Source organism: Pseudovibrio sp. Ad5, from assembly GCF_001623095.1.
Lineage (GTDB): Bacteria > Pseudomonadota > Alphaproteobacteria > Rhizobiales > Stappiaceae > Pseudovibrio.
In genome coordinates this window covers 150,425-161,226 of the sequence record NZ_LMCH01000007.1, presented here as the reverse complement: position 1 = coordinate 161,226, position 10,802 = coordinate 150,425, and the positions used below count along the sequence as shown (strand labels likewise).

Genomic DNA, 10,802 nt, shown 5'->3' with positions numbered 1-10,802 from the left:
TGGGACGGGTGGCCCGGCCGCAGACCAGCAGGACACTCATGAAGGGCTGTGCAAGGGTAGTTGAGGCAGCCCTTGGAGTGCCGTTCACAGTGATCTAATCAAGAGACACAATATTGGTTTCGACCGGTGGTGGAGAGGCGACGCTGCGTGTCGCGTGACCGGACGATCCTTTAGGGAAGGACGTGCCAGACAACGCATCGGTTAAAATTCCGCAGGTCTTATCAAGTGCCTCTAGGCGGTTACATAAAGCGTAGTGCAAAGTGAATAAAACGTCACGTTCACAACTGTTCTTCATCCGCTCGCTCAGCACCATATGCTGCACATAAGCAAGGTTCTGGAGATCAGAAACAGCAACATTTATTTCGTCAAATTCATTCTGAAGAGTATTTGTGGCGCCACAGGCGCATGCAGAGTCGTCCATTATCAAAGCCTTTCTGACTTGGCTGTTGAATGAACCGCACGACAATGAGCTTGTGACGGCCCGCTGGCGAGCGGGAGGTTCACAACCTGAGTCAGACAGGCGAGTTTATTCCCCCCCGAAGGAGGTGTTGTATTCACCGCCCTCCCGCTCATAGCAAAGGGTTTGCGCCCTCAGAAAAAAGGCACAAAAAATCCGCTAGTTGACGGGAGCGGTTACCGCTGACAAGAGGTTGTGAAGCCTCACATATGAATGTGGAATGGAACCGGCCACCTGTCAACGAAAAGTTGCAAAAGCGAAAGAACTGTTGCCGCAAGGATACGCTGGTGAGACCCCACCACCGTCATCCCGCACAAGCGCAGCGCTATGCGGAACCTAGAGCCCCAGCCCTCTCCCTCGTCTTCCCGCACTTGATGCGGGATCCAGAGCTGCCCTCACCAACACCAGCACCTTTGACACTGGATACCGGATCAGCGCTCCGCTTGTCCGGCATGACGGTTGAGGCCCCAGAGCAACCAACCTGTCACTCTGGATACCCATCACAGCCAACAAAACACCAGTGCTTTAATAACCCAGTGCGCAGCCGTCTTTGCGTGGGTCAGAGCCGCCAATCAGGCCGCCGCCGTTGGCTCGGTCAAACATGATGGCCTGTCCACCGCCGATAGGGGAAGCTACAATAGCAACCTCATGGCCTAAAGCTTGCAGTGCTTCAACCGTCTCCGCTGAGACACTGGTTTCAGCTTGCAAAGACAAGGACTTCTCGTCGATGAACATACGAGGGCAATCAATGGCTTCCTGCATGTTCATACCGTAGTCCAGATGATTGGAAAGCACATGGGCATGCCCGCACGGCTGATACCCGCCGCCCATCACACCAAAGCTCATATAAGGCAGTCCGTCCTTTAGAACCATCGCCGGAATGATAGTGTGCATTGGCCGCTTGCCGCCAGCAATCTGGTTTGGATGCCCCTCTTCCAACGTGAAGCACGCCCCACGGTTTTGCAAAAGCACACCGGATTTCGGTGTCGCGATACCAGAGCCGAAGCCGTGATAAATGGAGTTGATGAGCGAAATGGCCAGACCATTCTCGTCAACCACACTAAGATAAACCGTATCAGACTTCGGTGAGAGCACCTCTTCCGGCTGCCTCGGCAACACAGCATCCGTGCGGATCAACTTGGCAAGACCGTCGATGTAGTCGCTATCAAGAAACGCCTGCGGGTCAAACTCCATAGTCTCAGGATCAGCAAGAAAACGATCACGGCCAGAATAAGCAATCTTGGCAATTTCCATCTCCAGATGGAACCGCTCTGGCCCCATTGGATCCAGATCTGCCCAGTCAAACCGCTTCATCAGCTCCAGCATAACCAGAGCTACAATGCCCTGCCCGTTAGGTGGCAATTCAGCAACCGTCACACCGCGATAGTCCGTGGTGACGGGCGTCAGATCAACAGCCTCATGCGCTGCCAGATCGTCCGCTGTCAGGTATCCACCCTTCGCCTGCACTACTGCTGCAATCTCTTCAGCAATCGGGCCGTTGTAGAACGCATCCGCTCCACTCTTTGCAACAGCTTCCAGTGTCTCAGCCAAGGGAAGGTTACGCATCATTTCACCAACAACAGGCGCACGACCATCCTTCAAAAACAGCTCAGATGCACCTTCATCACGCTTGAGAAAGTCAACAGCACCTTTCCAGTCCGCAGCCACACGCGGGCAGACCGAGTACCCATCACGCGCATAACCGATCGCCCGCTTCAGAACCTTATCGAATGAAAATCGTCCATGGTCTTTGAGCAGCTTCTCCCACCCACGCAAGGCTCCCGGAACAGTCACGGCGTGAATTGAATCCACAGCAACATCAAGCAAACCATCCGCTATCAGCTTATCTGCACTCACATTTTTAGAAGCACGCCCAGAAGAATTCATGCCCGACAACGTACCATCCGGCTGCGCAACAATGGCAAAGCAATCACCACCAATGCCCGTCATATGCGGTTCAACGACAGAATGAACAGCCATCGCGGCCACAGCAGCATCAACGGCAGTACCGCCCTCTCTCAAAATTTCGAGCGCTGCGTTGGTAGCCAATGGATGGGATGTCGCTGCCATTGCATGTGGTGCATAAACAGCGGAGCGACCCGGAGCATGAAAATCTCTAAACACGAAAAATCCCTCTTTGTAATTACCAGTGAATCTCCGGTCCCCTAACGAAGAATTCCCCGTATCATCATCCTCTGCTAAAACAGGGTGATTCAGCAAAACCTATCAGGAAATACTTATGGTGCAATTCAATCTTGATCACGCCCGGACAATCATCTCAGCAGCACAGGCTAAAGGAAGCGAGCTAGGCCTCAAACCACTCACCGTCGCTGTGCTGGATGCAGGCGGCCACCTCGTCGCGCTCGAACGTCAGGATGGCTCATCAATTTTGCGCCCACAAATCGCAATGGGCAAAGCCTATGGCGCCGTAGCCGTTGGCGCAGGGTCCCGCTGGCTCAACGACAACGCCCAAAGCCGCCCTCACTTCGTGCAGGCACTCAACGGCGTTGCAGGCGGTGGCATTGTGCCGGTACCGGGTGGCGTTCTGGTCCGCAACACTGACGGCGAAATTCTCGGCGCAGTCGGCATCACCGGCGACACATCCGAAAACGACGAAGCTTCAGCCATTGCAGGCATTGAAGCAGCTGGTTTCACTGCTGACGCAGGCTGACACAACTTTACCGCAGTTGCTGGACTATATTGCGCCCAGCAACTGCACCATCATCACGGTTCACTTCATTTCAGATTGGTACCCATGCCCATTCGCTTTGTTATTTTTGATATGGACAACGTCCTTTACGATTATGACCACCCCTACCGTCTGAATGTCCTCGCTGACATGACCGGCAAACCAGCCGAAGAGATCGATCATATCGTCTTTAAGGGACCCGAAGAAAACGCCGCCGAAGCAGGCACGCCGCACACTGCAGCAGAATACCTCTCGCAGTATCAACGACTTCTGGGCCATCCTATTTCACGTGAAACGTGGGTCAAAATCCGCCGGGACATGATGACCGAATGGCCGGATATGCTCTCCCATGTGGAAGCAATCAAACAAAACCACGAAGTCGCCCTGCTCACCAACAACGGCATGATGTTGAAAAACGCGCTCTATGAAGTCGCTCCGGCACTTGAGCCAATCTTTGGTGACCGCGGCCATGCCTCCGCTGAATTCGGAACCCGCAAACCAGACCCGAACATCTACCTGACAGTCTGCGAGAAGTACGGCTTCCAACCAGAAGAAACCCTGTTCGTGGATGACCGCCTCGACAATGTGGAAGGCGCACGCGAAGCAGGCCTGACCGCTTACCAGTTCACCACAGAACCAGCGTTCGCCAGTTACATTCGCACACTGGGGCTGATCAATGAGCAGGTTCCGGCGAATTAGAAACATCCCACTAACCGGGTATTCAGCAGACCAGCAATCTGTTCGCCTCAAAGACGGTTTCTCTCCGTAAACTTGTGCAATTGCAACACACGCAAGTTGAGATGGAGAGAAGTCTGTACCTACGTCTGACCATAAGCTCAGCGATGCTCGCGGTCTTCATCGCACTCGCCATCTTGCCATCCATCGCTTTCGCAGGATCATCACTGGCATGGCCGCGGGGCTTGATGATTGTGGCACTGGTTTACTTCGCGCAAGTCGGCGTAGGCTTATGGCTCGCCCGCATAAATCCCTGGTTGTTCAAAGAACGCACCTCGTTCCCCTCCAAGGCCCTGAAGGGAGACAAACGCGCCACTCTCATTCTGTTCGGAGTGATCTTCGTCTACTTCCTGCTCGCTGCTCTGGACGCTCACCTCTGGCATATCCTGCCTCAAACGGGAGACGTGAAACCAATCCTCAGAGGCCTGTTCCTCTTCCTGTGCGGTGTCATTCTCATCGTCTGGACCTTCAGCAAAAGCCCCTTCGCCAAGCCAACACCTCAAATAGACCTGAGCGAGCAGCAATGCGTTGAAAGCTGCGGACCGTACGCACTGGTCCGCCACCCCATGTATCTCGGTCTCATGTTCTGCATCGCAGGCCTTTCCATGATACTGGGCTCAAAACTCTTCGCCTTCCTCGCAATCCCGCTCATCATCCTCGGCTTCCTGCCGCTGATGAGAACTGAAGAAAAAACCCTCACCAGCAACTGCGAAGGTTACACAACCTATACTGAGAAGGTCCCTTGCCGCTTATTCCCGTGGATCTATTAAAAAAGCCGAAGGCATCCCTCCGGCTTCCATAACTCAGCAGCAATGTGCATGTATCAGGCGTCTTTTTTGGCTGCTGCCAAAGCTGCGATCTGCTTTTGCATTTCTGCAAGCTGCTCTTTCAGGTCAGAAATATCGCCGCTGCTGGCCTGCGTTTCTGCAGGTTTAGGCGCAGCTTCCTTTTCCGGCGTTTGAGCTTGCCCCGGCATATCCGCAGGATTAGTACCATCAAACGGCAGGAACATCTTCATCGCACGGTCAAACATATCCGCATTTCGCTTCACCTGATCTTCCAGAACCTCAAAGGCAGAGGAGCCAAAGTTCTGGTTCATCTGGCTGCGCAACTTCTCTTGCTCTCGGGTGAGAGAGGACATGGAGAATTCCAGATAGCTTGGCACGAGGTTTTGCATACTGTCACCGTAAAACCGGATCAGCTGGCGCAGGAAGGTAATTGGAAGAAGGTTCTGCCCCTTGCTTTCCTGCTCAAAGATAATCTGCGTCAGAACAGTCCGCGTGATGTCATCACCGGATTTGGCGTCAATGACGACGAAGTCATCTTCATCCTTCACCATCACCGCAAGATCCTCGAGAGTCACATAGGTGCTGGTTCCAGTATTGTAGAGCCGCCGGTTGGCGTACTTCTTGATGATAGTGGCTTCGTTTGTCTTAGCCATCAGATTTGAGTACCTCAATGCGCTATTATGGCTGATCTGGAACACTATCCCAATTTGCTCCGGCCAGCTCCCCCCTGATCCCATATTTTTTACATACGAGATTAACTAGTAAGCCGCAGAGTAAGCTAAATCCCACCTTTCACGCTAGCGGTTTCATTGGTCTACTATGGTCTTAATTGGAATTATCGAATTCATCTGGCTTTCCCCCCTACAAATTGAATAGTCTGCCCATTAGGTATTCTACGAGTTCGAAGGATCTCTTATGCTGCATTGCACCAGCATGGCTGCCCGCCCTGGTGATTTGCGTGCGAATAAGAAGTCCCGCATTGCACAAATATTGGAGAATTGCACATGACCTCGCCTAATGATGTTGTAATTGTAAGCGCGACACGTACCCCAATCGGATCCTTCAACGGATCCTACGCCAACACCCCAGCTCAAGACCTCGGCACCGCGGTTATCAAGTCAGCACTTGATCAGGCGAAAGTGGAAGCAAACGACGTCAACGAAGTTATCTTCGGCCACGTGCTCACTTCTGGTCTCGGTCAGAACCCGGCACGTCAGGCAGCGATCAACGCTGGCATGGCAGATGATTCGACCGCTATCGTTATCAACCAGGTTTGCGGGTCAGGCCTGCGTGCTGTCGCTATGGGCATGCAGCAGATCCAGTCCGGTGATGCAGATATCATCGTTGCAGGCGGTCAGGAAAACATGACCCTGTCCCCACACTGCCAGAGCTTGCGTGCCGGCGTGAAAATGGGTGACTACTCCATGACTGACACCATGCTGAAGGACGGCCTGATTGATGCATTCCAAGGCTATCACATGGGTATCACTGCAGAAAACATCGCAGAAAAGTACCAGATCACCCGTGAAGCTCAGGACGAGTTCGCTGTCTCCTCTCAGAACAAAGCAGAAGCTGCTCTGAAAGCTGGCAAGTTCAAAGACGAAATCACTCCAATCACCGTAAAAGAGCGCAGAACTGAGCGCGTGGTGGAAGATGATGAATTCATCCGCATGGGTGCTGAAATCTCCGCAATGCAGAAACTGCGCCCGGCATTCAAAAAAGAAGGCACCGTAACCGCAGCCAACGCATCCGGCATCAACGATGGCGCAGCAGCTCTTGTTTTGATGAGCGCAGACGCAGCTGAAAAACGTGGCCTGAAACCGCTGGCAACCATCAAGTCATGGGCAACTGCTGGTGTTGATCCTGCATACATGGGTCTTGGCCCAATCCCTGCTTCCAAAAAAGCACTCGAGAAAGCTGGCTGGGCTATTGATGACCTCGATCTCATCGAAGCAAACGAAGCCTTCGCAGCGCAGGCTCTTGCCGTTGGTCAGGAACTGGGAATCGACTCAGACAAGCTCAACGTCAACGGCGGCGCAATCGCTCTTGGTCATCCAATTGGTGCATCCGGCGCGCGAGTACTTGTAACTCTTCTGCATGAAATGAAGCGCGAAGAGAAGAAAAAAGGCCTGGCAACCCTATGCATTGGTGGAGGTATGGGTATCGCACTGTGTGTTGAGAGAAAATAACCTCAACATTGGTAGTAATGTCACCTAATTGGAATAATTGAGCTTTATGGTCCCTGCGTAAAGTTCAAGTCAATTCCCTAACTAATGACGGAGTTGTCTTTGCTCCGTCATTATTATTACCTGTAACGGTGGGTTCCAATATTTTATTCCTAAGGCGGGGAGTATATCGATGAGCAGGGTAGCAATTGTAACCGGAGGAACGCGTGGCATCGGCGCAGCGATTTCCAAAGGATTGAAGGATGCAGGATACACAGTTGCCGCAACATATGCAGGCAACACGGAAGCAGCTGATAAATTCAGCGCAGAAACCGGCATCAGTGTTTACAAATGGGATGTAGCGGACCCTAAGGCCTGTGAAGCAGGTATTGCTCAAGTGGCAGAAGAGCTCGGCCCGGTCGAAGTTCTCGTAAACAACGCGGGCATCACCCGCGATGGCTGGTTCCACAAGATGGATTATGACCAGTGGACCGCCGTGATGAAAACCAACCTCGACTCAATGTTCACAATGAGCCGCCCGGTTCTGGATGGCATGCGCGAGCGTGGTATTGGCCGCATCATCAACATTTCTTCCATCAATGGACAGAAAGGCCAGATCGGCCAGACCAACTACTCCGCAGCAAAAGCAGGCGTGATCGGCTTCACAAAAGCACTGGCGCAGGAAACAGCGCGCAAGGGCATCACCGTGAACTGCATCTGCCCAGGCTATATCGACACTGACATGGTCGCTGCTGTCCCTGAGAAGGTTCTGGAAGGCATCATCGGCCAGATCCCGGTCGGTCGCCTGGGCAAGGCAGAAGAGATCGCAGGCATGGTCTGCTACCTCGCCTCCACAGCCGCAGCCTTCGTCACCGGCTCCGTCATGACCATCAACGGCGCCCAATACGTCGCAAACGGTTAATACGCAGCGGTGAGGGACCTCCCGCTCTGAAACGTTAAATGACGATCAAACACCAAAACCGCCTCTCTAAGGGGCGGTTTTTCTTATCTGGAACGCACCGACAAAATTTGGCAAGTTTGATGTGTGCAGACAATTCCGATATGACCTCTCGTTTGCATATGAACTCGGGTGGAAACGCAATGCCAGATCTTTCAACGCTGCTTCTGTTCACAGCAGCGTCCTTTGCTCTCACTGCAACTCCCGGCCCAGACATGCTGCTAATTGCCTCCCGCAGTGCAGCTCAGGGAAGACGTGCAGGACTAGCCACCTTTGCAGGAATTGCCACAGGAACATACTTTCATGCGTTTGCCGCAGCCTTTGGCCTTTCACAGCTCTTTCTTGCTGTTCCTATCGCTTATGATGTTGTTCGGTTTACAGGCGCTGCTTATTTGCTGTTTCTGGCTTGGAAGGCATTCACCTCAAAATCAGAGGTCGCCAATACAACTATTGAAAATAAGACGCACTCATCCATTCAGATGTTTCGTCAGGGCCTTTTAACTAACCTACTCAATCCCAAGATGGTCATCTTCATCCTGGCCTTGTTTCCTCAATTTGTGAAACCAGAAGCTGGAAACGTCGCAGTTCAGATAATGATCCTTGCCACCGTGTTGAACACAGTCGGCTTCTTCATCAACGGAACTGTCATTGTCGCAGCAAATCACATGATGCGAACACTCGGAGGCAACGGAAAGCTTAAGTTTCTCGCAAACTATGTTTTGGGTGCCGTGTTTGCAGGCCTTGCAGCAAGATTAGCTTTCGAAAGCCAACGCTAGCAGAAAATCAAAAAAGGCCACCCTTTCACAGAGCGGCCTTTCTTAGTTCAAGCGAAGCACCACAAAAAGAAAAAGCCGCCCCGAGGGACGGCCTTTTCAAAATCAACTCGCGCTGATCGCTTCAGACTTAAGCGTCGTCTTTAGCCTGAAGGATCTGACGACCCCGGTACATACCACTCTTCAGGTCAACATGGTGCGGGCGACGAAGTTCGCCGGAATCCTTGTCTTCCACGTAAGCTGGTTGTGCCAGAGCATCAGTAGAACGGCGAAAGCCGCGCTTCATACGCGATACTTTTTTCTTAGGAACAGCCATTGTAGCTCTCTCTCTCGTCACATGCGCACGCGCCACTCAAGCGCGGCGTTAACGTGCGAAATACACAATCTCTCAGATTGGCGGGGGTTATACAGGCAAACAGAAGGATTTGCCAGTCCTTATACGAAAATAATTTCGCACTACCTCTCCGGCGCCGAAATACAGTTAAGCACTTCGCCGGCCACCTGAGCTCGGCTACGGTTTATACCGGCAAGCCTGCGATGTCCAGAGCTAGGTTTTGCGGGATTCCTGGCAATTGGGTTTGGGAGCGCTGTAGCCAGCAAAGAGGCCTGAGTCGCAGAAAGTTTTGCAGCACTTTTCCCAAAGAAAGTTCGCGATGCAGCTTCCACTCCAAAGATCCCCGGACCCCACTCCGCAACGTTCAGATAGATCTCCAAAACCCGCCGTTTTGACAGCACCGTATCGATGAGCATCGCCAGAGGAACCTCCAGCACTTTGCGCAGATAATCCCTGTCGTTCCAGAGAAACAGGTTCTTCGCAAGCTGCATGGTGATGGTACTCGCCCCCCGAGGGCGCTTGCCTTCAAACAACTTCCAGGCCTGCCCACGCACCGCAGGCCAGTCAACACCGCCATGAGTGCAGAACGTAGCGTCCTCGGAGACGACCACAGAACTTTGTAAATTAATGGAAATTTCTTCCAAAGGCACCCATTCACGCCAAACGGGTTGACCAGTCACAACGCGAAACAGCATCAGACTGGAATAAGGAGGAACCACAGAATACAGCAGGGTCAACACCACCGGCAAAGCCACAAGCACCCCGAGTGTACGCAACACCCAACGCCTGATCCTGCGCTTTAATGGCTCTGGTTTCTCCTTTGAACGCGCTTTCTTCAAGCACTCTTCTCCGATACATCTTGAGGAACCGAGACGTCTCTTTGAGTTTCAACCATAAAGCGTTCCAGAGCCTTGCAAAGTAATTTTGCATTTCCTTCAAAAGAAGATTTACGCCTCCAGACCATTCCAATCGTCCGGCGCGCATTCTTGTCGGCAATCTTGATCAGCTTCAAAGAGGTCCCGCGGTCGATATCTGCATCTACTGCAATACGTGGCACCAAAGTGACGCCGATGCCGTTATCCACCATTTGCACAAGTGTTGATAAAGATGTGGCTTGTACATCTTCATTTGCCGTCAGCATGCGCCCTCCCGTTGCGGCAAGCACATGGTTTCGCAAACAGTGGCCATCTTCCAACAGCAACAACACCTCATCTGCCAGATCTTCCATCATCACTTCATGAGCTCCCGCCAGCGCGTGTGCGCTCGGCACGGCCAGATAAAAATCATCGCTCCCAATCTCGGCAGATTCAAACCCCGTCGTGTCATAGGGCAGCGCCATCAGTGCCGCATCAATGCGCCCTTCCCGCAAAGCAATCATCAGATTGCGCGACAGATCCTCACGAAGGAACAATTGCAGCTCAGGATAAAGCTCTCTGAGCTGAGGCAGAAAGCGCGGCAGCAGAAACGGAGCAACGGACGGGATCACCCCCAACCGGAACCGACCACACAACGGCTTGTTCTGTGCACGAGCCCCCTGCACAAGGTCCTCCGCATCACGCAACAGCAAAGATGCCCTCTCAAGCACCTTCTCTCCCGCTTCAGTCAGAACGAGCGTGCGGCCAGAGCGGTCCAGCAACTCACATCCAAGAATACCTTCCAACTGCTTGATCGAGGCAGAAAGCGTTGATTGTGTGATGAAACAAGCCTCTGCCGCCTTCGAAAAAGACAGGTGTTTGGCCAGCGATTTGAAGTACTGAAGCTGTTTTAATGTGGGTAACATTGTGCGACCAGATGACACAGATCAAAGCTCATAGATTAGAATTTCTCTAAATTTTGGCGGAATTTGGCCAATCCCGAGACAACTTAGCATGCCCATCGAAAAAATCGATGGACTTCTTCGTTA

The 10,802-nt window shown here is 52.5% G+C and carries 12 protein-coding genes; 6 read left to right on the top strand and 6 right to left on the bottom strand.

The window, feature by feature from the left end:
• Positions 1-94: 94 nt before the first annotated feature.
• Complete coding sequence (locus tag PsAD5_RS05085; protein WP_063291295.1) at positions 95-421, bottom strand: hypothetical protein; 327 nt, start codon at positions 419-421, stop codon at positions 95-97.
• A 561-nt stretch (positions 422-982) separates the two neighbouring features.
• A complete protein-coding gene (gene ggt / locus PsAD5_RS05080; RefSeq protein ID WP_063291294.1) occupies positions 983-2,581 on the bottom strand; it encodes a gamma-glutamyltransferase in 1,599 nt (532 codons plus the stop codon).
• 115 nt (positions 2,582-2,696) lie between these two features.
• Here ggt and PsAD5_RS05075 point away from each other — a divergent pair, with 115 nt between their 5' ends.
• From PsAD5_RS05075 to PsAD5_RS05065, 3 genes are all read left to right on the top strand, one after another.
• Positions 2,697-3,128: a GlcG/HbpS family heme-binding protein gene (locus tag PsAD5_RS05075; RefSeq protein WP_057464711.1), complete on the top strand. Its 432-nt coding sequence runs from the start codon at positions 2,697-2,699 to the stop codon at positions 3,126-3,128.
• A gap of 84 nt (positions 3,129-3,212) precedes the next feature.
• On the top strand, positions 3,213-3,845 hold the full coding sequence (locus tag PsAD5_RS05070) for an HAD family hydrolase (protein ID WP_063291293.1): 633 nt from the start codon (positions 3,213-3,215) through the stop codon (positions 3,843-3,845).
• A 101-nt stretch (positions 3,846-3,946) separates the two neighbouring features.
• Entirely contained in the window at positions 3,947-4,651 is a 705-nt protein-coding gene (locus PsAD5_RS05065; protein WP_208980650.1) for a methyltransferase family protein, read from the top strand.
• A 53-nt stretch (positions 4,652-4,704) separates the two neighbouring features.
• Here the strand turns inward: PsAD5_RS05065 and phaR are convergent, their stop codons facing one another.
• Complete coding sequence (gene phaR, locus PsAD5_RS05060) at positions 4,705-5,322, bottom strand: polyhydroxyalkanoate synthesis repressor PhaR (protein ID WP_063291292.1); 618 nt, start codon at positions 5,320-5,322, stop codon at positions 4,705-4,707.
• A gap of 351 nt (positions 5,323-5,673) precedes the next feature.
• Between phaR and PsAD5_RS05055 the strand changes: the two genes are divergently transcribed.
• The 3 genes from PsAD5_RS05055 (at position 5,674) to PsAD5_RS05045 (ending at position 8,568) form a co-directional block, all read left to right on the top strand.
• On the top strand, positions 5,674-6,858 hold the full coding sequence (locus PsAD5_RS05055; RefSeq protein WP_063286141.1) for an acetyl-CoA C-acetyltransferase: 1,185 nt from the start codon (positions 5,674-5,676) through the stop codon (positions 6,856-6,858).
• Between the two features lie 169 nt (positions 6,859-7,027).
• On the top strand, positions 7,028-7,756 hold the full coding sequence (gene phbB, locus PsAD5_RS05050) for an acetoacetyl-CoA reductase (protein ID WP_057464706.1): 729 nt from the start codon (positions 7,028-7,030) through the stop codon (positions 7,754-7,756).
• A gap of 179 nt (positions 7,757-7,935) precedes the next feature.
• A complete protein-coding gene (locus PsAD5_RS05045) occupies positions 7,936-8,568 on the top strand; it encodes a LysE family translocator (RefSeq protein WP_063291312.1) in 633 nt (210 codons plus the stop codon).
• Positions 8,569-8,695: 127 nt separating this feature from the next.
• On the opposite strand, the gene rpmF is transcribed toward PsAD5_RS05045, so the two are convergent.
• The 3 genes from rpmF to PsAD5_RS05030 all read right to left on the bottom strand — a co-directional run bounded on the left by rpmF (position 8,696) and on the right by PsAD5_RS05030 (position 10,679).
• On the bottom strand, positions 8,696-8,881 hold the full coding sequence (gene rpmF, locus PsAD5_RS05040) for a 50S ribosomal protein L32 (protein ID WP_057464705.1): 186 nt from the start codon (positions 8,879-8,881) through the stop codon (positions 8,696-8,698).
• Positions 8,882-9,021: 140 nt separating this feature from the next.
• On the bottom strand, positions 9,022-9,738 hold the full coding sequence (gene mtgA, locus PsAD5_RS05035) for a monofunctional biosynthetic peptidoglycan transglycosylase (protein WP_063291291.1): 717 nt from the start codon (positions 9,736-9,738) through the stop codon (positions 9,022-9,024).
• Positions 9,735-10,679, bottom strand: coding sequence for a hydrogen peroxide-inducible genes activator (locus PsAD5_RS05030; protein WP_063291311.1), 945 nt, complete (start codon positions 10,677-10,679; stop codon positions 9,735-9,737). The genes mtgA and PsAD5_RS05030 overlap by 4 nt, the downstream gene beginning before the upstream one ends.
• Positions 10,680-10,802 lie beyond the last annotated feature (123 nt).

Excerpts from the sequence above, each read along its gene's own strand:
- PsAD5_RS05085 (WP_063291295.1), bottom strand. The coding sequence starts at position 421 with ATGGACGACTCTGCATGCGCCTGTGGCGCCACAAATACTCTTCAGAAT.
- PsAD5_RS05075 (WP_057464711.1), top strand. The coding sequence starts at position 2,697 with ATGGTGCAATTCAATCTTGATCACGCCCGGACAATCATCTCAGCAGCA.
- PsAD5_RS05070 (WP_063291293.1), top strand. The coding sequence starts at position 3,213 with ATGCCCATTCGCTTTGTTATTTTTGATATGGACAACGTCCTTTACGAT.
- PsAD5_RS05065 (WP_208980650.1), top strand. The coding sequence starts at position 3,947 with ATGGAGAGAAGTCTGTACCTACGTCTGACCATAAGCTCAGCGATGCTC.
- phaR (WP_063291292.1), bottom strand. The coding sequence starts at position 5,322 with ATGGCTAAGACAAACGAAGCCACTATCATCAAGAAGTACGCCAACCGG.
- PsAD5_RS05055 (WP_063286141.1), top strand. The coding sequence starts at position 5,674 with ATGACCTCGCCTAATGATGTTGTAATTGTAAGCGCGACACGTACCCCA.
- phbB (WP_057464706.1), top strand. The coding sequence starts at position 7,028 with ATGAGCAGGGTAGCAATTGTAACCGGAGGAACGCGTGGCATCGGCGCA.
- PsAD5_RS05045 (WP_063291312.1), top strand. The coding sequence starts at position 7,936 with ATGCCAGATCTTTCAACGCTGCTTCTGTTCACAGCAGCGTCCTTTGCT.
- rpmF (WP_057464705.1), bottom strand. The coding sequence starts at position 8,881 with ATGGCTGTTCCTAAGAAAAAAGTATCGCGTATGAAGCGCGGCTTTCGC.
- PsAD5_RS05030 (WP_063291311.1), bottom strand. The coding sequence starts at position 10,679 with ATGTTACCCACATTAAAACAGCTTCAGTACTTCAAATCGCTGGCCAAA.